The following is a 23,276-nucleotide window of genomic DNA, read 5'->3' as shown; positions in this document are numbered from 1 at the left end:
CCGGAACCCACCAGGTTCCGGGCCCTTCGCTCATGACTGAGGGAGTCCTGGGCCGGGGTGGAAGGACTCACTGGCGATTGCGCCGGTAGTTGCGCACGGTGGCGAAGATGGCGAAGGCGACGGCGGCGACCGGCCAGATGATCCAGGAGATGTCCCAGGCGTCGAAGATGAAGCTCCACAGCAGGTAGATGACCACCGTGGCCGGCCAGTAGATTCCGGCGACGAGGTTGGTGAAGGGGTCGTCGTCCTGATCGCCCCACCCGGAGGCCTGCTGGCCGGCAGGTGCGGGGCCGGCGGGCCGGCTGGGCTCGGACGTCGTCGGGGCGCCGGCGGGAGCCGCCTGCGGGTAGCCTCCGGGCTGGATGTCCTGAGCGATGCCCAGGACCGGGGCCAGCTCGTGAAGGTTGCCGAAGTCGGTGATGACCTGCCCGACCGCCTCGTTGTGGGTCTTGCCCTGGGCGATGGCGTCGTTGTAGGCGTCCTCCATCATGGCGCGCAGCTCGGCGCGGGCCTCGGTCAGGCGCGGCGTGGTCGGGTAGGGGGCGAACATGTTGTCGAGGAAGGTCTCGATGGTGTCCATCAGTGGGCTCCTTTCGCGAAGCGGTCGATGAGGGTCTTGGTGTCCTCCCACTCGGAGACCTTGGCGGTCAGGTGGGCGGTGCCTTCGGAGGTGAGGCGGTAGTAGGTGCGGGACTTGCCGGAGTCGGATACCCCGGCGTAGGAGGCCGCCAGGCCGGTGGACTCCAGGCGCTTGAGGGCGGTGTAGAGGGTGGTCTGCTTGATGGTGTACTCGCCGTCGGAGACCTCGGTGATGGTCTTGGCCAGGTCGTAGGCGTAGGACGGCTGCCGCTTGAGCAGGGACAGGACGATGAGGTCGATGTAGCCGCGAATGGCGTCTGCGCTGATCATGTGAACCCTCCTTCCTGAGGTTCGTGGTGAAGGTGCCCTGAGGTCCTTATGCATCTAACGTACTACGGCACACGTAGTACGTCAAGTGGAAGTTGGAGGATGCTCCGGCCGTCGGTCCAGGCCATGTGTCACAGCCCAGGTACAGCCTGGCTGCTTAAGGTGGTCCCATGCTCGTCGCAGCCACCACCGCTCCCGCGACCCCCGGCGCAGATCCCAGCGCGAATCCTTCAGCCACCCCGACTCCCACGCCCACCACCGCTCCCACGGGTGTGCCACAGGTCAACGTGGACGAGACCGTCAAAGTGGTGACCAAGACGACGAACGACCTGGTCACCATCGCCTGGCAGGCCGGGCTGGGGGCCCTCATCGGCCTGGTCGTCGCCTTCGTGGTGGTGGCGATCCTCAGATTCATGGGCAGGCGCCGCCTCCTGTACCGCGAGATCGTGGAGTTCGGGCGCCGACCCGCCTTCGCCGTCGGCGCCATGACCGGGGCCTTCCTGGGCTCCCAGCTCGCTCTGACCGGACTGCGGCACGCCAAGAGCGACTCCACGACGATGGTCGTCATCGAACGCGGGGTCACCATCGCCCTCATCTTCGCGGTGACCTGGCTCGTCGTCGCCTTCGTCAAGGCCATCGAGTCCACCGTCGTCAAGGGGGCGCAGGCCGGCGGTAACCAGGGGCACGCCAACCGGGTGACCACCCAGAGTCAGATCATCCGGCGCGTCACCCAGGTGATCATCGTCATCGCCGGGCTCGTCAGTGCCATCATGACCTTCCCCAGCGTCCAGTTCGCCATGGGGTCGCTGCTCGCCTCGGCCGGTCTGGCCTCCGTCATCGCCGGTATGGCCGCCCGCTCCATGCTCGGCAACGTCTTCGCCGGCCTCCAGCTGGCCACCACCGACGCCATCCGCGTGGACGACATCGTCGTCGTCGACAAGGAGCAGGGCACCATCGAGGAGATCACCCTGACCTACGTGGTCATGCGCACCTGGGACGACCGGCGCCTCATCCTGCCCTCGACCCACTTCACCGAGAACCCCTTCGCCAACTGGACGCGCGGAGGCTCCCAGGCCACCGGCTCCTTCACCCTCGATCTGGACTGGCGCGTGCCCATCGCCTCGCTGCGCGCCGAGCTGGCCCGCCTCGTGGCCGCCTCCACCGTCTGGGACGGGCGCCAGGCCTCGCTCGAGGTCTCCGACGCCGTCGGCGGCCACGTCACGGTGCAGGTCGTCCTGACCGGGGACAACCCCGGCGATGTCGGCACCCTCAAGTCCCACGTGCGTGAGGAGCTGGTCACCTGGCTCCAGCGGGAGGCCCCCTACGCGCTGCCGCGCACGCGAGTGGAGGTCGAGCAGGTCGAGCTCACCCAGGACCTCGGCCCCGAGGAGGTGGCCCGCGCGGCCGAGGAGATCGTCGCCAAGCAGAAGGATGAGGTATCCAGAACCACCACGCGGAGCGGAGACGATGCCGCCGTGACCACGGAGGCCGAGGGTGAGAGCGCCGCCCACGGGCTGGGGGCCCGGCGGGCCGTCACCCTGGGGCGGGCCATGGGCCGCTCCCTGCTGCACCGCGCCCGGCGCGGGGGACTGGGCCCCAGGTGAGCCGGGCAGCCGCTATCTGGCCGGCGCCCGAGCGGATGGGTGAGTTTTCGATGCGTGAACGCAGGTCGCCCGGCGCCGTCGGGCGGGTGACGATGAGCCCATGAGTACCGACATGAGCGGCGACCCCTCCGTGACGCCCGCCTCCGCGCCCTCCGACCCGGCCATCGACCTGGAGGCCGCCGCGCGCACCGACGCCCAGTGGCGCGCCGCCTTGAGCCCCATGGAGTACCACGTGCTGCGCGAGGCCGGCACCGAGCGGCCCTTCACCGGGGCCCTGCTCGACGAGCGCCGCGAGGGCGTCTACCGGTGCCGCGGCTGCGGCGCCGAGCTGTTCCGCTCCACCACCAAGTTCGACTCCCACTGCGGCTGGCCCTCCTTCTACGACCCCTCCGAGTCCGAGGCGGTCACCCTGAGCACCGACACCTCCCACGGCATGGTGCGCACCGAGGTCCGCTGCGCCACCTGCGACAGCCACCTGGGACACGTCTTCGACGACGCCCCCCAGACCCCCACCGGCCAGCGCTACTGTATGAACTCCGTGAGCCTGACCTTCGAGGAGGAGCAAGCATGATCCGGGTCCTGAGCCTCAATCTTCAGCACGGTCTGCCCGGCGCCGGGGCCGGGGACGGCAGCGCCTCCACCGGCTCGCTGGCCGGCGCCGACATCTCCGACCCCGCCACCGCCCGTGCCGTCATGCGGGCCACGGCCGAGCAGATCGCCGAGCTGGCCCCTGACATCGTCGCCCTCCAGGAGGTGGACCTGGGCCAGGCCCGTTCTGGGCGCCTTCACCAGGCGGCCTTCCTGGCCGAGGAGCTGGGCATGCCGACGTGCCGCTTCTCCGCCAGCTATGCCGGGCCGGTGGTGGGACTTCGCCGTCGGCCCCTGCGCACCGCGCTGAGCTCGCCGACCGACGACGTCCTCGGGCTGCTGCGCGCCGCCGTCGGGTCCGGACCGATCGGCTACGGCAACGCCCTCCTCTCCCGCTTCCCGGTCTCCGGCTGGCACGTCAAGCGCCTGGGGCGCGGGGCCTCCAGCGTGGAGAAGCGCGGCGAGCGGGCCTGGGACCCGCGTTCCTACCACGTGTCCACCGCATCCCAGCGCATCATGGTGGCCGCCACCCTCGAGGTGCCCGAAAGCGCCGGCGGGCCGGTCCGCCAGCTGTCGGTCGCCTCCACCCACCTGGCCACCCGCCAGTCCATGGCGGCGCGCCAGCTCGCCGCCGCCTGGGGGGCACTCGCCGGACTGCCCGGGCCGCACCTGCTCGTGGGCGACTACAACCTCTCCGCCGAGCAGGTCGACGTCCTGGGGCTGGGGAGGACCGTGGGGGAGGGGCTCACCTTCCCGGCAGCCGGCCCCAATCGGCGCATTGACCACGTTCTGACCGACCTGTGGCCCACCGGCCCCGACGGCCTGCCCCTGACCAATGAGGCGGCCGCCGCAGGTGGGAGCCCGCTGCTGCGTGCCGTGGACTGGGGCACGACCTCCTTCATCATCTCCGACCACGTCGGCACCTGGGTGGACCTCGAACCGGTCGCCTAACGGGCGCCCCCGGCCCGCGATCCTGCGCTGAGCCCGCACCGGTCGTACTCCCGGCTCCGGCCCCGTCGCCGCCCTGACGCGGTCGTACCTTGTGTTGCCCGTTGAGGGGTGAGGGGGCGAACGCGGGGGCTGGCCTACGAACTCGTCGTGCCGGGGCCTATCATCGCCGTCGAAGCGGCCGATGAGAGGGGGAAGCCATGGCCGATGTGGTGGCGGGACTGGCCGTCTTCGGCGTGGTCATCGCTGTCGGATGGTTGCTGGTGCGCAGCCGGGCCGTGCCGGCCGACGCCGACGGGGTCCTCACCCGCGTCTGCTTCTTCGCCGCCACCCCGGCCCTGCTTGTGACCACGCTGAGCCGCGCCGACCTGACGGCGGTTCTCTCCCGGGCCACCGCCGTGGCCGTGGCCGCCGAGCTCGGGGCCATTATCTCGGCCTGGTGCCTCCACCGCCTCGTGCTGCGCCGCCCCACCGCCGAGGCCACCATCGGTGCGCTCGCCTCCGGCTACGTCAACGCCGCGAACCTGGGGATCCCGGTGGCCGTCCTCGTCCTGGGGGACGCGGCCACCATCGCCCCGATCCTCCTGCTCCAGCTCCTCGTGCTCACCCCTGTCACCTTCACCGTGCTCGACGCCGTCACCCGCCGCGGCAACCCGTCTCGCCTGGCGACCTTGACCCTCCCGCTGCGCAACCCGCTGTTGTGGGGCGTCGTGGCCGGGACCGCGGCGAACCTGGGCGGGCTGAACCTGAAGGAGTGGGCCGACGGCTACCCGTCTCAGGGCCTGGAGATGCTCGGGCGCGTCGCGGTGCCGCTCATGATGCTGGCCCTGGGCATGAGCCTGGCCGGGGCACCCCGGCCCCTGCGGAAGCCCGCGCCGGAGGAGCCCGCCCCGTCCCCGCAGGGCTCACCGGTCCGGTCGGTCCAGTCAGCCCGGCAGGATCAGGAGTCCCAGGCAGCGGCGTCGACGTCTCATCGCGGTGCGGTCCGGCGCAGTGGCCTGTGGCTGGCCGTGGGCTGGAAGCTCGCCGTCATGCCGGGGCTGGCCGTCGTCATCGGACTGGCGGCGGGACTCCGCGGAGCGCAGCTGCTCGTCCCGGTCGTCACCGCCGCCCTGCCCACGGCGCAGAACGTCTTCATGTACGCCTCGCGCTACGGGGCGGCCAAGGACCTGGCCCGCGACGCCGTCCTGCTGACGACTGCGGGATTCGTCCCCGTGATCCTGCTGGCCGCCGCGATCCTGCGCTGAGCCCGTCCTGACGCGGTCGTACTGCCCGGCTGCGTCGTCAGCGCGGCCCCTGCCTCCGCCCTGACAGGGTCGTGCCTTATGCCGCCTGTTCGAGGGGTAAGGGTACGAACGCGAGGGCTAACCTACGAACTCATCACGCCGGGGCCTGTCATCGCCGTCGAAGCGTCTCAGGGCAGCTCGTCGCGCGTGGGAGGGTTGGCCCCGGCCCGCGAGACCGTGATGTCGGCGATGGCCGCGGCGTGGCGCACGATCCGCTCCAGGGTCTCGGCATCCACCGCGCGCAGCGCCTCGCGCCGGTCCGCGCCCACGAGGTCCTCGCTCCACAGGGCGTCCTCCAGGCCTCCCATGAAGGAGTCGCCGGCGCCCACCGTGTCCGCCACCACGACGCTCGGGTCGGCGGGCACCTCCAGACGCACTCCGGAGGCGGACAGGGCCAGGGCCCCCTTCTTGCCGCGCGTGACGACCACGATGGCCGCGCCCTTCTCCAGCCAGGAGCACAGCACCGTCTCCAGATCCGCGTCCTGGCCGTAGAGCCAGGTGATGTCCTCGTCCGAGCACTTGACCAGGTCGGACAGGCCCACCAGGCGCTCGACGACCTGGCGGGCGTCCTCGGGCTCACCCATGAGCTGGGGTCGGGCGTTGGGGTCGTAGGCGATGGTGGAGGTGGTGCGGGTCTCGCGCAGCACCTGCTCCACGGTGGCGGCACCGGGAGCCAGGATCGCTGCGATCGAGCCGGTGTGCACCAGCAGTGGAGCCTGCCCGTCAGTCAGGGCCGGGCGCGGCGGGTTCCAGTCCAGGTCGAAGACGTAGGTGGCGGCGCGGTCCTCACCGATGGTGGCCTGTGCCGTGGAGGTGCGCGCCGCGCCGTCGGCACCCGGAGCCAGACGGACCCCGGAGGCCTCCAGGTGGGAGCGCACGGCCTGACCGCGCTCATCGGTGCCGATCCAGCAGTGCAGCTCGGCGTCACGGCCCAGGCGCGCCAGCCCCAGGGCGACGTTGGCGGGCGAACCGCCGGGGATGTCCACGGGCTCCTGCCCGGGGTGGATGACGACGTCAACCAGGGCCTCGCCGATGACGAGGGCGGATCCTGAGCGGCCGGGTGCGGTCATGGGTGACTCCTTCGTGCGGGACCGGGGTCCAGTGGCGGTGAGCTGAGATGAGACGTGGGAGGGACGGAGGACTGACCGGAGTGGCGGGCGGGGAGAAGCGGAGCGGGTCGGTGAGGAGACTCGGGCGGATGAGGAACGTGGCAGCACGACACTGCCCGTGAATGGCCGACGCGCTAGTCGGTGCGCGGGGACGGAGGGCGAGTGCCCACAGACTACCGATCAGGCGCCGCCCTCAGGGCCCGTCTCGCCCAGAAATGTCCAAATTGGTGACAAAGGCTTTCCGGCGCGCAGGCCGTATGAACGAAAACCTTGGAATCATGCGGTTGTATTTCGTCAGGATGAGAGCGGGCCGAGCCTTTGTCACCGATTTGGACATCCACGGCTCCTTTCGGGCTCGTGCTCAGGATGCCGGTGGCGCTCGATCAGTGCACCGCTGCCAGATGGAGCCCCGGTCGATTCGCCGCGCAGGTGGGCATGAGCGCGGCCTGGAGCCGCCGATCCGGGCGGGTCATGCCCTGTCAGTCCGCGGAGTCCTCCTGCGCGACCGCGGCCAGGCGGGAGCGGGCCTCGTCGAGCCAGGTCTGACAGCGCTGGGCCAGGGCCTCGCCGCGCTCCCACAGGGCCAGGGAGTCCTCCAGGGGGACGGATCCCGCTTCGAGGCGCTGCACGACGGCCACCAGCTCCTCGCGGGCCCGCTCATAGCTGAGCGAGGCCACGTCCTCATTGGCACCGCCTGCGGAGGGGGCCGACGACGCTGAAGACCCCGAAGATCCTGAGGATGCCGAGTAGGGGCTGTTCTGGGGTGAGTACTCGTCTGGGTACTGGTCGGAGTATGGGCCGGGGTTCATCTCGGAGCTCACGCCCCGATTCTCGCACGGGCCGGCACGCGGGCAGAGCGGACAAGGCGGGCCAGGTGATGTCCTCGGCGCGAAAGTGCCCAGACCGACGCGTCAGGCCCGCACTTCTATCCTGCTGCGTCGTTGGAGGTCGTTTCGTTGAGGAGCGTCAGCACTCCCTCCAAACCTGCCTGCGTCAGTGCCTCGCGGCCGGCCTCAGTGAGCTTCACTGCCCGGGTCCGCCCGATGCGCGCGATCCAGGCGCGATCGAACAGCACCCGCGTCAGTGCGGTCCCCAGCGGACCGCCGAGGTGGAACCGCCGCTCAGTGGAGTCCATGCACGCCTCCCCACGGGTATGAAGCGGCTTCTCCATCCCCCAGGTAGCCAGGAGGTCCTTGCCGGAATCGGTCAGTCCCCACGAGGGATCCAGGTGACCGTGCTCCTGGAGCTGCTCGACCAGACTCACGCCGAGCCGTCCCGCCAGGTGGCGGTAGCAGGTACGGGCTGCCAGCAGCCGCCTGTTCGCCGTCCACGCGTTGAGACTGCGCGCTGTGGGCAGCACTGATGCCGCCATCACCCCGAGGGCCTCGATGACCCGAGCCGTCTCGGGCCCTGAGAGCGTGATGTAGCAGTGCCGCCCCTGCCGGACCCTCGTGGCGAGGCCGCGCGCCGCCAGCACGTCGACATGCTCGCTGGCCGTCGACCGCGCGACCCCGGCGTATGAGCCGAGCTCGCCCACCGTCCAGGCGCGGCCGTCCATGAGCGCAGCACACATGGCGGCCCGCGACGGGTCGGCCAGTGCCGCAGCCGTTCCGGCGACGTCGGGAACCGCCTCGGGGAAGAGACGATCGGGAAGCTGTGACATGCGGCCAGTATGCGCCCGCGCCGGTTCGGTCTGCGCCGAATGATTGCGGCTCTAGCCTGCCGGTGGCCGGCATCAAGCCGCAGGCTGGGCCAGAGGCGCAAGGAGACCACTCATGAACGGATACCGACGACGTGGCGCCCTCTTCGCGGCGCTGCTCGGATTCTTCATCGTCATGCTTGACACGACGGTCGTCAACGTGGCGCTGGCGCGGATCGGTGGGGACCTGGGCGCCCCGGTCACATCCCTGCAGTGGGTCGTTGACGCCTACGCCCTCACCTTCGCGGCCCTGCAGCTGTCGGCAGGGGCGGCCTGTGACCGGATGGGCGCAAGAAGCGTCCACCTGCTCGGCCTGGTGGTCTTCGGTCTGCTCTCAGCGGCCTGTGCCCTGGCCCCTGCCGGTGGCGCGCTCATCGCCTTCCGCGCGTTGCAGGGCGTCGGCGCCGCCGCGATCGTCCCTGCCTCCCTGGCAATGCTCTCCCTCATTCATGATCGCCCTGCCGATAGGGCCCGAGCCATCGGCCTGTGGGGAGGAGCCGGTGGTATCGCCGCGGCCGTCGGTCCGGTGGCCGGGGGACTGCTCGTGACCTTCACCGGCTGGAGGTTCGTGTTCTGGGTGAACCTTCCCCTCGTCGCAGCCGCCTTGTGGCTCACTGCCCGATGCCTGCCTGAGCCGATGACGTCTCTAGCGCGACGACGTGAAGGCGGCGATCTGCCCGGGCAGGTCCTCTCCGTCGCAGGGCTCGCAGCCACCACCTACGGGATCATCGCCGCAGGCGAGCACGGGTGGAGTCCGCCCGTTGTCGCCTCGACCCTCGCCGGACTGAGCCTGTTGGCGGCCTTCGTCCTGGTTGAACGGACCGCCAGCAGGCCGATGCTGCCGACGGCGGTCTTCTCCCGACCGCGTTTCGCCCTGGCCGCCGCGGTTGGATTCGCGCTCAATACTGGATTCTTCGGCCAGCTATTCGTGCTGGCTCTGTTCCTCCAGCGCTACCTGGGCTACGAGCCGTGGCTCGCCGGCCTGGCCCTGGCGCCGCAGGCGTGCAGTGCTGTCGTCGCCTCCCCGATGGGAGGCAGGATGACCGCAAGGATCGGGGCGTTTCCGACCATGCTGACCGGGCTGCTCACCGGTGCGGTCGGGTTCGCGGGGCTCGCTGTCGCCACGGCCTCGACGCCGTACCTGCTGGTGGCGGCCCTGACCTTCCTGGGTGGTTTCGGCACGGCACTGACCATGCCCGCCGCAACCTCGGCCGCCGTCGCCTCCGCATCGGCTGGGTACACCGGAGTCGCCGGAAGTGTCGTCAACGCGGCCCGGCAGACCGGCAGTGTCGTTGGTGTGGCCGTTCTTGGCAGCCTGATCGCTTCAGGCGACTTCCTGACCGGCTTTCACTGGGCAGTCGTCGGGGCGTCGGCCGTCTTCGCAGTGGCCGCAATCCCCGTCGCCGTCGTCATCCTCAGGGCGGCCAGTCGCCCGGAGCGCGAGGACGCGCCCTGGTGTACTTCCCTGTGAGGTTGTGAACGCGGTTGGCGGGGGTTTGGCCGCCCAGGGCGGTGTGGGGTCGGTGGTGGTTGTAGTGGTGGAGCCAGGTCTGGTAGGCGGCCTCGCGCTGGGTCTGGCTGGTGTAGGTGTGGGCGTAGGCCCACTCATGGGTCAGAGTGCGGTTGAAGCGCTCGACCTTGCCGTTGGTCTGGGGCCGGTAGGGGCGGGTGTAGCGGTGCTTGACGCCGGCTGCGGACAGGACCTGGTTGAAGGCTCGTGAGCGGTAGCAGGCCCCGTTATCGGTCATGACGGCCTGGAGGGTGATGCCCAGGTCCTTAAAGAACGCGTTGGCGCGCTGAAAGAACCTGGCAGCGGTCTGCTTGCGCTCATCATCGAGGATCTCGGAGTAGACCACACGGGAGTAGTCGTCTATCGCGTGGCGGATGTACCGATAGCCTCCGACCGGACCGCCCCGACGGCGGGTGCGGGTCTTGGCGCGGTCCGCGGCCAGGGCGGGAGCTGAGCCCCGTCCGTGAGCGCGCCAGCCCCCGCCGTCGGGGATGCGGCCGAGCTTCTTGATGTCGAGGTGGACCAGCTCCCCGGGACTGGTCTTCTCATAGCGCACCGGCGCCGGGCGGCGCACCGCCAGCCCGGTGGCCTGGTCCACCTCGGTCAGGCGGGGCATGTTGTAGCGGGTCAGGATGCGCCCCACGGTGGAGCACATCCTGGCCCAGGTGGTAGGCGATGCGGTGGGGTCCCCACCGGCGGTTGAGCCTCAAGGCGATGATGCGCCGCTCAGTGCGCCTTGCCAGCCGCCCTGGGCTGTGGTGGGGACGGCAGGAGCGGTCCTCCATGGGCTGGCCGGCCCGGTACCGGCCCACCCACCGGCTGGCAGTGGCCGGCGAGACCTGGAAGCGTTCGGCCGCCCGGCGCACGGGCCAGCCTTCTTCCACCACCAGACGGGCAAGACGACGGCGCCCCTCAGGGGTCAGCGGTGCGTTAGCGTGGGTCATGAGGGCCTCCGGTCAGTGATGCGAGTGTGTCAACCCACATCCTGCCGGAGGCCTTCACACAACCTCAGCCCTGTCCACAACCTCCCAAGGAAGTACACCTAGGTCTCGACGACTGACCCCTGGGGTGCCGTCCGCAGGGTCTACGGTGCGTCCTGGGGGCTTGGCGAGGTCCTGCGAGGCCACGAGCGGGCGCGCTCCCAGAGGCGTTGCCGGTGCCCAGTCGCTGCTCAGTCGATGTTGGCGGGCCGGGGCTTGGTGGCGCCGACGACCTGGGCGACGAGCCGCCCCTGAGCCAGGACGCCCTCGATGAGATCGCCCTTCTTGACGTCCTCGGCGCTGGTGATGACCTTGCCGCCGGGGGTGCGTAGGATCGTGTAGCCGCGATCCAGGACGCCCTGCGGTGACAGGGCCGTCAGGCGGGCGTGGTCGGCGCGCAGGTCCGCGGCCGCCAGCGACAGCCGGTGCCCCACGGCTCGGCGCATCCTGTCGCGGGCCTGGCCCAGCTCGATGACCCGGTCACGCACGATCGAGGTGGGGTCGGCCATGACCGGCCGGGCCCGCAGCTGGTCCAGGGCCGCCTGCTCGGCGTCCAGCCGTGAGGCGAGCACGCTGCGCAGGCGCTCGCGGGCCGAGTCCAGGCCCACGGTCTCCTGGGTGAGGTCCGGGACGATCCGACGGGCGGCGTCCGTGGGGGTGGAGGCCCGGTAGTCGGCCACCAGGTCCAGCAGAGGACAGTCGGTCTCGTGGCCGATCGCGGAGACCAGCGGCGTGCGGCAGGCGGCCGCGGCGCGCACGAGCCCCTCGTCGGAGAAGGGCAGCAGGTCCTCGACGGCGCCGCCCCCGCGGGCCACGACGATGACGTCGATCTGCGCATCGGCGTCGAGCTCCTGGATGGCCCGGGTGACCTCGCCGACGGCGCGCGCCCCCTGGACGGCGACCTCCCGCACCTCGAAGGGCAGGCCGGGCCAGCGCAGGCGGGCGTTGACCATCACGTCGTCCTTGGCCTTGGCCTGGCGGCCGCACACGAGGCCCACCTTGCGCGGCAGGAAGGGCAGGGGCCGCTTGCGCTCGGCGTCGAACAGGCCCTCGGCGGCCAGGATACGGCGCAGCTGCTCGATGCGGGCCAGCAGGTCGCCGACGCCGACGGGCCGGATGTCGTCGGCCTGCAGCTGGAGAGAGCCCCGCTTGGTCCAGAAGGTGGGCTTGGCGCGGACCACCACGCGGGCGCCCTCGCTCAGCTCGGCGCCGGTGCGCGCCAGGACGGCGTCGAGGACCTTGGCGTAGATGGACACCGACATGGAGACGTCGGCGTCCGTGTCCCGCAGGGTGAGGAAGGCCATGCCGGCGCCGGGGCGGCGGTTGAGCTGGATGACCTGCCCCTCCACCCACACCTGGCTCATGCGGGCGACGTACTGGTCGATCTTGGAGGACAGCAGCCGCAGCGGCCACGGGTTCTCCGCGGTGGTGAGGTTCGCTCGCGGCGCCAGCTCCCGGGGGCCGCCGTCCGCGTCGGGGCCGGACATCGGGCCGGCGCCGGGGGAGGGCTGCGGGCTGGGCTGGGAGGGGCTCTGGCCTGTCACATGCACCACTGTGCCACGTCCACCACTGGGGACCTGGGTCCTGCTGTGGCACAGTGGTGACCGTGACGACCATCGAGCTCGCCAGTGAGCACACCGACGCCGCTTCCCCCTCTCCCAAGGGCGGCAAGCGGATCCTCATGGCCGCCCCGCGCGGCTACTGCGCCGGCGTGGACCGCGCCGTCGACGCCGTCGAGCAGGCCCTGGCCCACTACGGGGCGCCGATCTACGTGCGCAAGGAGATCGTCCACAACAAGTACGTCGTGGAGGCCCTCTCGAAGCGCGGCGCCATCTTCGTCTCCGAGACCGACGAGGTGCCGGTGGGTGCCCGCGTCGTCTTCTCCGCCCACGGCGTCTCCCCGGCCGTCCACGCCGAGGCCGCCGAGCGCCAGCTGGACACGATCGACGCGACCTGCCCGCTGGTGACCAAGGTGCACAAGCAGGCGGTACGTTTCGCGGACAAGGACTACGACATCATCCTCGTGGGCCACACCGGCCACGAGGAGGTCGAGGGTACTCAGGGCGAGGCCCCCGACCACATCCAGGTCGTCAACGGCCCCCACGAGGTGGACCAGGTCGAGGTGCGCGACCCCTCCAAGGTCGTGTGGATCAGCCAGACCACCCTGAGCGTCGACGAGACCCTGGAGACGGTGCGGCTGCTGCGCGAGCGCTTCCCGGAGATGATCGACCCGCCCGGTGAGGACATCTGCTACGCCACCCAGAACCGTCAGGCCGCGGTCAAGCAGATCGCCCCGAAGGTGGACCTCATGATCGTGGTCGGCTCCGGCAACTCCTCGAACTCGGTGCGCCTCAAGGAGGTGGCCCTCGAGGCCGGTGCGGGCGCCGCCCACCGGGTGGACTTCGCCAGTGAGATCGACCCGTCCTGGTTCGACGGCGTTGAGACGGTCGGCCTGACCTCGGGCGCCTCGGTGCCGGAGATCCTGGTGCACGAGGTGGTTGAGCGCCTGGCCGAGCTCGGGTTCGACGACGTCGAGGAGGTGCGCACCACCACGGAGAAGATCTCCTTCTCCCTGCCCAAGAACCTGCGCGCCGACCTCATGGCGGCCCGGGGCGCCTCCTCCTCCCACACGCGCCGCGAGCCGGCCGCCGATCACACCTGCTGAGACTGCACCTCCCCCGGCCGTGCGGCAGACAGTGAGCGTCAACACACGCCGGGGTGCGTGAGACAGGCCGAACGTGAACGCCGGGTTGCATGCTCGACGATTACCCTCGGTTGGGTGACACACTCCCATGACGAGTCGGCCCCCAGTGGCCCTCCTTCCGCCGGGGCGGGCGGGCGGTCCGGTAGCGGTGGCGCCGACAGTGCTGACCCTGTGACCTCGGCAGACCCTGTCGGCGAGGTGGTCTCCGACGCTTCCGGCCAGGTCTCCAATGAGACTCTGGAGGAGGATGGCGGGCTGCATCGGAGCCTGACCAGCAGGCACATGCAGATGATCGCCATTGGCGGCGCCATCGGCACGGGACTGTTCGTGGCCTCGGGGGCGACGGTCTCCACTGCCGGCCCGGGCGGCGCCCTGGTGGCCTACGCGGCGATCGGCCTCATGGTGCTGCTGCTCATGCAGTCCCTGGGTGAGATGACGGCGCACATGCCGGTGGCCGGCTCCTTCCAGACCTACGCCACCCGGTTCGTCAGTCCTTCCTTCGGCTTCGCCATGGGCTGGAACTACTGGTTCAACTGGGCGATTACGGTGGCGGCCGAGCTGGTGGCCGCCGGAATCGTCATGGGCTACTGGCTGCCGGGGGTGCCCTCGTGGATCTGGGCGGCGCTGTTCCTGGCGTTGTTGACGACGCTTAACGCCCTGTCGGCCCGCGCCTTCGGGGAGGGGGAGTTCTGGCTGTCGGCCATCAAGGTGGTGACGGTCGTCGTCTTCCTGGTGGCGGGTTTGGCGATGATCGTCGGCATCATCGGCGGGAAGTCCCCGGGCTTCAGCAACTGGGTGGTCGACGATGCGCCCTTCCATGGCGGGATGCTGGCGATCGTGTCGGTGTTCATGGTGGCCGGGTTCTCCTTCCAGGGTACCGAGCTGGTGGGGGTGGCGGCCGGTGAGGCCCGCAATCCGCGCCGGGACGTGCCCAAGGCGATCCACACGGTGTTCTGGCGGATCATGATCTTCTACATCGGGGCGATCACGGTCATCGGCTTCCTCATCGCCTTCAACGACAGCCGGCTGCTGCACACCGAGACCGAGGACGTGGCCTACTCGCCCTTCACCCTGGTCTTCGAGCGGGCGGGGATCGGGATCGCGGCGGCCCTCATGAACGCCGTCATCCTCACCGCGGTGCTCAGCGCCGGCAACTCGGGCCTGTACGCCTCGACCCGCATGCTGCACTCGATGGCCCTGCAGGGGCAGGCGCCGGCCTGGTTCTCCTACGTCAACCGCCACGGGGTCCCGGTGCGGGCCCTGGGGGCGACGGCGCTGGTGGGGGCGGCCGGCTTCCTCACCGCCGTGGTGGGGCAGAACACCGCCTACGCGTGGTTGGTCAACGTCTCCGCCCTGTGCGGGTTCATCGTGTGGCTGGGGATCGCCGCGTGCCACTTCCGTTTCCGGCGCGCCTACGTGCTCCAGGGCAACGACCCGGCCGACCTGCCCTACCAGGCGCCCTGGTTCCCGCTGGGGCCGGTCCTGGCCTTCACACTGTGCGCCCTGGTGATCCTGGGGCAGAACTACGAGGCGGTCTTCAAGGGACAGCTGCTGGAGGTGCTCTCCTCCTACATCGGCCTGCCGGTCTTCGGGGCGATCTGGCTGGGGCACCGCCTGGTGACCGGATCGCGCATGGTGCGTCTTGAGGACGCCGACGTCTCCGGCGCCGTCGTCCGCGAGCCCCGCTGAGCCCCGCTTGACCCCCGCTGAGCCGTGCGTCTGCTGGGCTCACGCCCTGAACCCCTATGACCGACGTCGGGGCACCGATCATCTGACCGGTGCCCCGACGTCGACTCGTGCTGGAACCTGCACGAGGTGGAGCTGCTGGTGCCAATAGCTGTCTTGAGACACTCGCTCGGGGTGGTGGTTCTCCTGGAGGCGACGGTGGGCTGAGGGAAGAGGCCTGGTTGCTCGCAGGTGTCCATGGCGCTGACATCAAGACTGCACCGGTGCCGCTCGCCAAGGAGGAACCGCGGAATTCCAACGATCCTTGCGCAGCGCTTCGACGGCGGGATCGTTGATGTCAGCGCTGTGGACACTGGGCTGCCGGTGGGGTCGACGCCGCGGGACCTTGGCGCTGGGGCCGGGTGGGCGGTCCTGCTCTGGCCCGCTGCGCCGGTGTCTGAGACGCCATGACATCCGAAAGTCTCAGAAGTCATGAGACAACAAGGAGGGGCCCTATAGCAGGGACTGGACCCGCACCGTGACCTGGGGTGCGTTCCGGTCCCCGAGGCCGGACGAGCCGGAGTCCTCCCGTGTCTCGGAGGCGTCGTCACGGTCGGCCTCCTCCGACAGGGAGCGGATGATGGTCTCCTGGACGTCGTGCACGATGTCCTTCACGGGCCTGGAGCCGTCGATACCGATCTCGATGACGGCCCTGCGCGATCCCGCCTCGACGACCACTCCGAAGCGGGCCTGCTGAGGATCCTGCTGCCGCATGTGGCTGCCGATCGCCCTCAACGTGCTGCCTATCCCCGGCTCGATTCCTCGTACGCCGGGGACAGCAGTGACCAGGTGGGCCAGCTCGGCCGCTGAGAGGCTAGTCGTCATCGTGGAGATCCTCGATGTGGACGTTGACGGTCGGGGACACCCCTAGGTTCTCACGGCAGGCTGCTCTAACGGCGTCGCGGACCCGCTGGGCGAGCTGCGGCAGGCTGCCCACGCTGACGTGGGCGGAGATCCGGCAGAAGATGGTCTTCGGGACCCCCAGGCCGCGGTGGTCCTCACCGGAGGGAGCGTGCTCGAATGAGGACCGCAGGGCGCGCGCGCCGGGCACACGGTCCACGGTGCGTCGGATCAGTGCCCGCAGCGAGAACTCGGACATGCTGTAGGGGCCCAGATCGGTCGCGGGCATCTCCACCTGGGCGCCGTGACGGGTCTCGGCGATGATGGCGTCCATCAGGTGGCGCTGCGGCATCACCGAGGCGCTCGCCTGAGACTCCAACTGGTCCCACTCCTCATGCAGGGAGGCGATCAGACGCAGGTACTCCCGCGTGTCCTCGTCGTCCTGCTCATGGGACCGGACGAACGACCTGGCCGACGCCGTCGAGCGTCGGACGCTGTGTGAGAGCTGGTTGACGGTGCTCATGCCCACTCCTTCATCTGGCGCATGACGAGAGATCGGGCGCGTGCCAGCCTCCCGCGGACGGTGGACTCGGTGAGGTTCAGGGCCTGGGCGATCTCCTCGTAGGACATGTCGTCGACCTCTCGGAGCACCCAGACGATGCGCAGCTCGGGCCGCACGGAGGCCAGCAGATCGGCCAGCGCCTCGATCTGGGCGTTGACCTCGCTGGACTCGGCCGGATCAGCGGTGCTGCTCGACGTCGTCTCCGCCGTGGCGCTCGCGGTCTCGAGGCTCTCGGCGTCGTAGGGGTCGGTGGCCCGGCGCTGACGCTTGCGCGTCATGCTGGTGGCCTTGTTGGTGCAGATCCGCATGAGCCAGCCCCGAAAGGCGGCAGGCTCCCTGACCAGGTGAAGACTGCGCCAGGCCTGGATGAGGGTCTCCTGGACGATGTCCTCACTGTCGTGACGGTTCCGCACGATCATGTAGGCGGTGCGGAACAGGCGCCCCTGATAGCGCTCGACGAGCTGTTCGAAGGCGTTGATGTCCCCGTCCTGGGCGCGCAGGACCAGGTAGCGGTCCTTGTCATGGGGCGTGGCGGACGAGGTAGAGGTACTTGGTTGTGCGGCTTGGTGTGGACGCGGGCGAGGTGCCGGCACTGCCTCGTCCTGTATCTCATGCGTCATCGCCATTCCCGGTGATCGCGGGCGAGTGCTGCCCTGTGACGGTCTGCGAGACGTTGCGCGAGCTCGAGGAGCGCTCCAGGCGCACCAGGACGTCGACCTGCCTGGGGCTCGTGCCCAGGGACGTGGTCACGTCGTCCTCGAGTCGGCGCCTGAGCTCGGCCACGGCCCACTCGACCTCGCAGTCCTGGGACACGGTGGTGTCCGCCTGGACCCACAGACTGCTCGGGGAACCGGTGACCCACACGGTGCACCGCTCCACCCCGGGGACGTCCTGAGCCCGCTCGGACAGGGCCTGAGACAGGACGTCGGGGGCGACGGTGGCCAGCAGGACGCCCTCGGAGTCGCTGAGCCTCAGGGGAGAGGCGGCCGCCTTGCGGGGGACCTGCATGGCGAGCAGGGCCAGGCCGGCGATGACGGCGAGCACTGACACCAGCGCGGCCGTCGGCAGGAGCCAGTGCGCCTGGGCTGCGATGAGGCCGTCCACTCGGTCCTGCGCTGTGGCCAGGTACGGGGCGGCGTCGGGCCAGGACCGACCGGCACCCAGGCCGGAGGTCAGGAGCCAGGATGACGCCGCCGCGATGAGAAGTCCGCAGCCGGCCAGGACCGTCCTGTTGAGGACACCAGAAACTGAACGCATGGTTGTATCTCCTTCAGCTCGTGCGCCTGATTCGCACGCGGCTGCGTGTGACGCCCACGGGCTGGAGCGTCTGCAGGGCCTCTTCGGCCTTCTTGCGGGCGGCTTCATGCACCGGGTCGAGGTCGTCCAGGACGCTGAGGACGACGACGTCGACCCGTGAGCGACGGGTGGTGACGGTGACGGAGTGGACGCCGCCGATCTGCTCGACCTGGGTCCTCACCAGGTTGGCGAGGTCGCGGCGCCTCACCGCGGTCTGGCCGGGGACGTCGTCGGGGAGGATCTCGACGCGCTCGGGGAGCCCCGGCCACAGGGCCGCGAGGATCAAGGCCATGCCGCAGGCGGCGGCGATCCCGGCGACTGCGAGCACTGGAGCGGATCCGAGAGTGGCGGATCCGATGGCGCCGATCGTGGTGACGGTCCGGTCCGGCCAGGTGCCGGTGACGATCCGGTGCCCTGTCAGCCAGGCCCCCAGGCCCCCGGCCGCGAGCAGCAGCAGTGCCAGGCCGACGCTGGGTGCGCTGCGGGACGGGCGACGAATGAGTTTCGGGACGGGTGTTCTCATTTCAGGCTCTTCCTGACGTGGCTGCTCGGATTGAGCCAGGAGATCTCAATGGTGATCTTGCCGACGCTCAGCCCGGTGAGGCGCTCGACGCGGCTGCGCACGTGTGCGCGCAGGTCCTCGATGGTGGAGGACAGTGGTGCGGGAAAGACCAGGCCGAGGTCCAGGTGGAGGACGGCGACCCGCCCGTAGAGCTCGCACTGGGCCTCGGGCCGGGAGGCGAAGTTGCGGCGGGCGCCGATTCCCAGGAGTCCTCCGGCGTTGGAGCCGACATTGCCGGTCTCATAGGCGGCCTGGGCGGCGATCTGGGCGACGACTCGGGCCGGAATGGTGGTGGTGCCGCGCTGCTCCCAGGAGGGTTCCTCGTCCCGGGTGGGTCCCGGCTGCGTGATTGCGGGCTGGGTCGCGGTCGCCATTGTCACTTCCTTCGCCGATCCAGGATGCTTTGGACATCGACCCGGCCCTCCAGGTAGAGGCCCACCGCCAATCCGGCCAGGCCGCACAGGGCCACCAGGACGAAGTCGGCGAAGGAGCCGAAGGCGAGGATGGTTCCAAGGAACAGGCCCACCAGGAGGGCCAGGTACGTTGTCTTCATGAGAGCTCCTCAGATCAAGGCGTTGGGACGGGTCACTTGAGGTCGGCGGCCTCGGAGTTGTCGGAGTCGTCGTCGGGCAGGTGGACGTCGGTGACGTTGATGTTGACCTCGACGACCTCCAGGCCGGTGGTGCCCTCGATCTGCTCGATGATGTTGCGGCGGATGGCGTCGGAGACCTCGACGATGGAGACGCCGTACTCGACCACCACGGTGACCTCGATGGCGGCCTGGGTCTCGCCCTTCTGGACGCTGATGCCGCCGGCGACGTTGGTCTGGGCGTTGGGGATGCGGTCGGTCACCGCGCTGAAGGCGCGGCGCACGGCGTTGCCCATGTCGTAGACGCCGGGAACCTCACGAGCGGCCATGCCGGCGATCTTGGCGACGACGTTCTCGTCGATGGTGGTCACGCCGTGCGAGGTCTGGAGGGGACCGCGGGGGGTCTTGTCCTCCTCGGCCTGCTCGTTGCGCTCGCGCTGCTGGCCGGTCTGAGGGATGGCGTTGTTGCTCATTGGAGTCTCTTTCTTTAATCCGTGAGATGGATGGCGACGGGATGTCGTAGTGCGCGGCCCAGCAGCTGGTCCGTCAAGGCGTCTCGGTGGATGCCGTGGCCGGCTCATGTGGCCGGCCGATGTGACTGACTGTTTTGCTGCCCGTCATGATTGCCGCGCTGAAAGAAGGACGCCGCCGGCCGGGGAATCCTCACGGCCCCACTCCATGGCTTGCGTCACAAAAAGGTGAAACGGGTTCCGTGGAGGCGGTGTGTGCCTCCACGGAACCCGCTTCAGGGCGCTGGGCGGCTACTTGCGGCCGGTGATGGCCAGGTAGGCGGAGATCGCGACGATGGCGGCGATGAGGGACAGTGCCCAGCGGATCCAGTCGATCCCGTTGGTGTCAGCGACGCCGAAGAGGCTGGCGACTGCGCCTCCAACAAGTGCGCCCACAGCGCCCAGCACGATGGTCCACAGGATCGAGATGTTCTGCTCGCCGCGCATGACGAGTCGGGCGAGGGCGCCGAGCACGGCGCCGGCGAAGATCATTCCGATGAATGACAGCATGGTGTCTTCCTCCGAGAAGGTCCGATGAGGCGGAGATGTTCTCCAACCGGACGTTGAAATGTTCTGGCAGCGTGTCAGCCAGTCATGAGACAGGAGACAACGCTCCCTGATAGACGCCATGGAAGCGTCAGTCATCACGGGGCGGGAACGTGGCATGCGTTACATCTCGGTGAGGCCGGTCTGCCTGTCGGCGGTGAGCTCGGGTGCGGTGAAGGTGCGCACCTGGGCGGCGTCGGCGCTGATGGGCGTAGGGGAGCTCACCTGCTCCCCCAAGGTCTCCAGGGATCGGGCGGTCACCAGGAGACGGTTCTCCATGGAGCCGACCGCCTTGTTGTAGGCCGTGACGCTGCGCCGCAGTGCCCCGCCCAGCGCGTCGAGGTGGCCGGCGACAGTCCCCAGCCGCTCGTAGAGGGTACGGCCGAGCTCCAGGAGCTCGCGGGCGTCATCGTTGACGGCGGTGCGGGCCCAGGCCGTGGCGCAGGTGCGCAGCAGGGTCAGCAGCGACACGGGGGAGGCCAGGGCGACGCCCCGCCCCAGCGCGTGCTCCAGGAGCGCTGGGTCCGCCTCCAGGGCGGCCGAGAGCACTGCCTCCGCCGGGACGAAGAGGACCACGAGCTCGGGGGAGTCTCCCAGTGCCCGGTCATAGCGGCGCGCGGCGAGCTGGTCGACGTGCCCGCGCAGCGCCCTGGCATGAGCGTCCAGGAGCTCCCTGCGCCGCTCCTCGTCCTCGGGGCCCGCACCCCGGACGGCGGTGGCCGCCAGGTAGGAGTCCATGGGCGCCTTGGCATCCACGGCGAGGTAGCCGTCCCCGGGCAGGTGGACGACGACGTCGGGCCGGGAACGGCCGGCAGCCCCCTCCTCACCGGTGGCCGAGCCCGCTGGGCCCGCCAGGCCGCCGCGCCGCTGGACGAGCGCCCCTATGGTGCGCTGTTCGGAGAAGTCCACGTGCCGCATCATCCCGGAGGCCTCCAGGACCCGGGCCAGTTCGACCTCACCCCACATGCCGCGCGCCGAGCGTGAGCGCAGCGCCCCCTCCAGGGAGGCCGTGGAGCGGGCCAGGTCCTGCTCGCGCATGGCGGTGGCCCGCAGTTGCTCGGCCAGGGCCGCGTGCTGCTCCGCCCGCTGCTTCTCCAAGGACTCCACCCGGGCCCCGACCTGCTCCAGCTGGCTGCGCACGGGCGCGAGTGCCCGCAGCACGGAGCCGTCCCGCTCGGCGCGCTCCTCGGCCACCTGGGTGCGTGAGGACAGTTCCTCGGCCCGGGCCTGCCACTGGGCGGCCTGCGCCCGCAGCTCCGCCATCTGCTCACCCTCCGACTGGTGCGCGGTGGTGCGCCGGGCGAGCGCGCCGAGGTAGCCGACGACCACCCCGATCGCCAGGCCGACGAGGAGCAGCAGGATGGGAAGAAGGACCGCTGAGGAGCTCATGAACCGATGGTGCCCTCATGGTGTGACATCTATTCCGCGCCCTTAAGCACCACGGCGTCACGCGCCCGCAGGTCGCCGCCCCGGACTCGGCCCGCAGGATCGGTCCGCTCCGGCGTCGTCGGGCATGTTTCTCTCAGGCGTGCGTCAACCGGCCGTTCGGAGCTGGGTCAACAGTCCTGCGTCCTGCCCGCCCCTCCACGCGGAGGGTGCGAGGAGACCAAGAGCACTGTCCTTCTACTTCCCCAGGAGTATGGGAATTCGCGCAGGTGGTGCCATGCTTATCGGACGTGAGCCTCTTGCGCAGCATCCAGCTGACCAGCCTCCGAACGATCGTGGTCGTGCTGGTCCTCGCCGTTCTGACCACCATTGTCGCCGCGGTCCTCCTGCCGCGAACTGTTCCCGCCACCACGCGCGGCAGCACTGTGGACGGCTCCGCCCGCCCCGCGCTGCGCACGGTGCTGCGCGCCGTCGGCCGCTACACGGCGCGCACCGCCATGGTGAGTGTGCCGGTGGTGCTCGTCATCGCGCTCGGGGGCCTGGTCGTCAACCGGCCCATGCACTACGTGCGCACCCTGGGCGACGTCGTGACAGCCGTTGCCCCTCGCACCCAGGTCACTTCGCGCATCGCGCCCCTGCCGAAGGACTCCGCCTACGACGCCGCCCCGGCCTCGGCCTGGAAGGCATCCTTCCACGACGTCGGTGACGGCTCGCAGGAGGCCACCTGGACCGGTCCGGTCAGCGGCATCACCCTGCCGGTGCGTGTCGTCCTGCCGGCGGGCTACCGGCCTGACGATGGCCGCACCTACAACGTCCTCGTGGGTCTTCACGGCTGGGTCGGCGACCCGCAGTCCCTGGTGACGGGCATTGCCTCACCCCAGCGGCTCCAGGAGGCGATCGACGCCGGCCGCATCCCGCCGTCGATCCTGGTGTTCCCCTCGCTCAACGTGGATGGCGGCCAGCCCGACTGCGTCAACATCGCCGGCCGCCCGGCTGTGGGGACCTGGACCGCGGAGGAGATTCCCCGCATGATCCAGGCGACCTTCCCCAACGTCACCAACCAGCGGGACGGCTGGATGATCATGGGGATCTCGGCGGGCGCCTACTGCGCGGCCCGGACCGCCTATGACGTCCCGCAGCGCTTCGGCGCGGTGGGGGTCATGTCCTCCTACGACCTTCCCGGTGAGGGCTCGCTGGCGCACAGCGGTAAGAAGCTCCAGGCGCAGAACGGTCTGTCCACCATGCTGGGTGCGCGCAAGCCCGACGGCATGCGCTTCTACGTCCTGGGGGCACAGGACGACTCCTCCGGTGCGGCCCGGGCCGCCTGGCTCATGGACGACGCGGTGCGCAAGCCGGATTCGTTGACGGTTGATACCCCGGCCTCCGGCGGGCACTCCTGGGTCCTGTGGAACGGCTACTTCCCGTCGCTGCTGACGTGGTGGGGCTCGGACCCGGCGGTGTTTAAGGCGGCCGGTGTTCCGGCGCCTCAGGGCGATGTGTGGGCCAAGGCCACGGCTGCCGGCGTGAAGCCCCTGTCGGAGACGCCCAAGGATCAGCGCGTGGTGGGCTCCGTCTCGCCGGTGCGCGCCAAGCCCTTCGAGATCAACGGTCTGGGCACGATCATCGTGGCTGTGGTCGCCTCGCTGGGGGCGCTCGGAGTCGTCATGTTCTGGTCGCCCCGCTGGGGCCGAGGGCGCGACGGCGCCAAGCCGTCAGTGGCGCGGCTGTCCGGTGCGATCCTGGGGCGCGTCGTGGTCATCATGGTGGCGGCGGGCCTGGTCGCGGTGACGGCGGGGATCGGGGCCAATGCCAGTGGCGGCTTCTACACCTCGTGGCGTGATCTGCGGGCCTCGGTCCGGGTGAGCGAGAACGCCGGGAAGTGAGCGGGGCTCCCGACGGCGTGACCCGGCCGGGGGACGCCTTCGGG

24 protein-coding genes and 1 pseudogene are annotated in these 23,276 nt (G+C 70.2%); 8 read left to right on the top strand and 17 right to left on the bottom strand.

All coding sequences use genetic code 11. The annotated features are described in order from the left end of the window. Positions 1–67: 67 nt before the first annotated feature. Together RIV12_RS07055 and RIV12_RS07050 are read right to left on the bottom strand one after the other, a co-directional pair. Complete coding sequence (locus tag RIV12_RS07055; RefSeq protein WP_309322952.1) at positions 68–580, bottom strand: permease prefix domain 1-containing protein; 513 nt, start codon at positions 578–580, stop codon at positions 68–70. Further along, positions 580–909 carry a PadR family transcriptional regulator gene (locus RIV12_RS07050; RefSeq protein WP_075418355.1) on the bottom strand — a complete coding sequence of 110 codons (330 nt, stop codon included), beginning with the start codon at positions 907–909 and terminating at the stop codon, positions 580–582. The genes RIV12_RS07055 and RIV12_RS07050 overlap by 1 nt, the downstream gene beginning before the upstream one ends. Positions 910–1,076: 167 nt before the next feature. Between RIV12_RS07050 and RIV12_RS07045 the strand changes: the two genes are divergently transcribed. From RIV12_RS07045 to RIV12_RS07030, 4 genes are all read left to right on the top strand, one after another. Beyond that, entirely contained in the window at positions 1,077–2,510 is a 1,434-nt protein-coding gene (locus tag RIV12_RS07045) for a mechanosensitive ion channel family protein (protein ID WP_075418356.1), read from the top strand. 100 nt (positions 2,511–2,610) lie between these two features. Continuing rightward, positions 2,611–3,081, top strand: coding sequence for a peptide-methionine (R)-S-oxide reductase MsrB (msrB, locus tag RIV12_RS07040; protein ID WP_075418357.1), 471 nt, complete (start codon positions 2,611–2,613; stop codon positions 3,079–3,081). Then, a complete protein-coding gene (locus tag RIV12_RS07035) occupies positions 3,078–4,049 on the top strand; it encodes an endonuclease/exonuclease/phosphatase family protein (protein ID WP_075418358.1) in 972 nt (323 codons plus the stop codon). Before msrB ends, RIV12_RS07035 begins: the two co-directional genes overlap by 4 nt. A gap of 197 nt (positions 4,050–4,246) precedes the next feature. Beyond that, complete coding sequence (locus RIV12_RS07030) at positions 4,247–5,293, top strand: AEC family transporter (RefSeq protein WP_309322951.1); 1,047 nt, start codon at positions 4,247–4,249, stop codon at positions 5,291–5,293. A 167-nt stretch (positions 5,294–5,460) separates the two neighbouring features. Here the strand turns inward: RIV12_RS07030 and RIV12_RS07025 are convergent, their stop codons facing one another. The 3 genes from RIV12_RS07025 to RIV12_RS07015 all read right to left on the bottom strand — a co-directional run bounded on the left by RIV12_RS07025 (position 5,461) and on the right by RIV12_RS07015 (position 8,104). Further along, on the bottom strand, positions 5,461–6,402 hold the full coding sequence (locus RIV12_RS07025; protein WP_075418360.1) for a carbohydrate kinase family protein: 942 nt from the start codon (positions 6,400–6,402) through the stop codon (positions 5,461–5,463). 518 nt (positions 6,403–6,920) lie between these two features. Next, positions 6,921–7,262: an exodeoxyribonuclease VII small subunit gene (locus tag RIV12_RS07020; RefSeq protein ID WP_428978921.1), complete on the bottom strand. Its 342-nt coding sequence runs from the start codon at positions 7,260–7,262 to the stop codon at positions 6,921–6,923. A 104-nt stretch (positions 7,263–7,366) separates the two neighbouring features. Beyond that, on the bottom strand, positions 7,367–8,104 hold the full coding sequence (locus tag RIV12_RS07015) for an ArsR/SmtB family transcription factor (RefSeq protein ID WP_309322950.1): 738 nt from the start codon (positions 8,102–8,104) through the stop codon (positions 7,367–7,369). Between the two features lie 112 nt (positions 8,105–8,216). Between RIV12_RS07015 and RIV12_RS07010 the strand changes: the two genes are divergently transcribed. Continuing rightward, positions 8,217–9,611 carry an MFS transporter gene (locus RIV12_RS07010; protein ID WP_309322949.1) on the top strand — a complete coding sequence of 465 codons (1,395 nt, stop codon included), beginning with the start codon at positions 8,217–8,219 and terminating at the stop codon, positions 9,609–9,611. Here the strand turns inward: RIV12_RS07010 and RIV12_RS07005 are convergent. After that, positions 9,556–10,594 (bottom strand): annotated as a pseudogene (locus RIV12_RS07005) (IS481 family transposase). The gene RIV12_RS07010 and the pseudogene RIV12_RS07005 overlap by 56 nt on opposite strands. A 227-nt stretch (positions 10,595–10,821) precedes the next feature. Further along, positions 10,822–12,183, bottom strand: a complete 1,362-nt coding sequence (xseA, locus tag RIV12_RS07000; protein ID WP_075418362.1) for an exodeoxyribonuclease VII large subunit — start codon at positions 12,181–12,183, stop codon at positions 10,822–10,824. Positions 12,184–12,245: 62 nt separating this feature from the next. On the opposite strand from xseA, the gene RIV12_RS06995 reads away from it, so the two are divergent. Both RIV12_RS06995 and RIV12_RS06990 read left to right on the top strand, forming a co-directional pair. Then, a complete protein-coding gene (locus RIV12_RS06995; RefSeq protein WP_309322963.1) occupies positions 12,246–13,295 on the top strand; it encodes a 4-hydroxy-3-methylbut-2-enyl diphosphate reductase in 1,050 nt (349 codons plus the stop codon). 114 nt (positions 13,296–13,409) lie between these two features. After that, positions 13,410–15,023 (top strand): amino acid permease, encoded by a 1,614-nt coding sequence (locus RIV12_RS06990; RefSeq protein ID WP_143224104.1) that lies wholly within the window; start codon positions 13,410–13,412, stop codon positions 15,021–15,023. Positions 15,024–15,512: 489 nt separating this feature from the next. On the opposite strand, the gene RIV12_RS06985 is transcribed toward RIV12_RS06990, so the two are convergent. From RIV12_RS06985 to RIV12_RS06940, 10 genes are all read right to left on the bottom strand, one after another. Continuing rightward, positions 15,513–15,884, bottom strand: a complete 372-nt coding sequence (locus RIV12_RS06985) for a transcriptional regulator (RefSeq protein WP_309322948.1) — start codon at positions 15,882–15,884, stop codon at positions 15,513–15,515. Continuing rightward, positions 15,874–16,422, bottom strand: a complete 549-nt coding sequence (locus RIV12_RS06980) for an Asp23/Gls24 family envelope stress response protein (protein WP_309322947.1) — start codon at positions 16,420–16,422, stop codon at positions 15,874–15,876. The genes RIV12_RS06985 and RIV12_RS06980 overlap by 11 nt, the downstream gene beginning before the upstream one ends. Continuing rightward, positions 16,419–17,081, bottom strand: coding sequence for an RNA polymerase sigma factor (locus RIV12_RS06975; RefSeq protein WP_309322946.1), 663 nt, complete (start codon positions 17,079–17,081; stop codon positions 16,419–16,421). Before RIV12_RS06975 ends, RIV12_RS06980 begins: the two co-directional genes overlap by 4 nt. Then, a complete protein-coding gene (locus RIV12_RS06970; RefSeq protein ID WP_309322945.1) occupies positions 17,071–17,718 on the bottom strand; it encodes a hypothetical protein in 648 nt (215 codons plus the stop codon). The genes RIV12_RS06975 and RIV12_RS06970 overlap by 11 nt, the downstream gene beginning before the upstream one ends. Positions 17,719–17,731: 13 nt before the next feature. After that, positions 17,732–18,280, bottom strand: a complete 549-nt coding sequence (locus RIV12_RS06965) for a DUF6286 domain-containing protein (protein ID WP_309322944.1) — start codon at positions 18,278–18,280, stop codon at positions 17,732–17,734. Continuing rightward, on the bottom strand, positions 18,277–18,693 hold the full coding sequence (locus RIV12_RS06960; protein WP_309322943.1) for a hypothetical protein: 417 nt from the start codon (positions 18,691–18,693) through the stop codon (positions 18,277–18,279). The genes RIV12_RS06965 and RIV12_RS06960 overlap by 4 nt, the downstream gene beginning before the upstream one ends. Positions 18,694–18,695: 2 nt before the next feature. Then, a complete protein-coding gene (locus RIV12_RS06955; RefSeq protein ID WP_178388850.1) occupies positions 18,696–18,872 on the bottom strand; it encodes a hypothetical protein in 177 nt (58 codons plus the stop codon). Positions 18,873–18,904: 32 nt separating this feature from the next. Beyond that, positions 18,905–19,381, bottom strand: a complete 477-nt coding sequence (locus RIV12_RS06950; RefSeq protein ID WP_075418371.1) for an Asp23/Gls24 family envelope stress response protein — start codon at positions 19,379–19,381, stop codon at positions 18,905–18,907. Between the two features lie 288 nt (positions 19,382–19,669). Further along, on the bottom strand, positions 19,670–19,927 hold the full coding sequence (locus tag RIV12_RS06945; RefSeq protein WP_075418372.1) for a GlsB/YeaQ/YmgE family stress response membrane protein: 258 nt from the start codon (positions 19,925–19,927) through the stop codon (positions 19,670–19,672). Positions 19,928–20,086: 159 nt separating this feature from the next. After that, entirely contained in the window at positions 20,087–21,352 is a 1,266-nt protein-coding gene (locus RIV12_RS06940; RefSeq protein WP_309322942.1) for a DNA recombination protein RmuC, read from the bottom strand. Positions 21,353–21,639: 287 nt separating this feature from the next. Between RIV12_RS06940 and RIV12_RS06935 the strand changes: the two genes are divergently transcribed. Continuing rightward, on the top strand, positions 21,640–23,232 hold the full coding sequence (locus RIV12_RS06935; protein WP_309322941.1) for an alpha/beta hydrolase: 1,593 nt from the start codon (positions 21,640–21,642) through the stop codon (positions 23,230–23,232). The last annotated feature ends 44 nt before the right edge of the window (positions 23,233–23,276 follow it).

The organism is Actinomyces stomatis, from assembly GCF_031292835.1.
GTDB classification, from domain to species: domain Bacteria; phylum Actinomycetota; class Actinomycetes; order Actinomycetales; family Actinomycetaceae; genus Actinomyces; species Actinomyces stomatis.
Note: the sequence above shows the minus strand (reverse complement) of the source record. Positions and strands in the feature narration are given on the sequence as shown.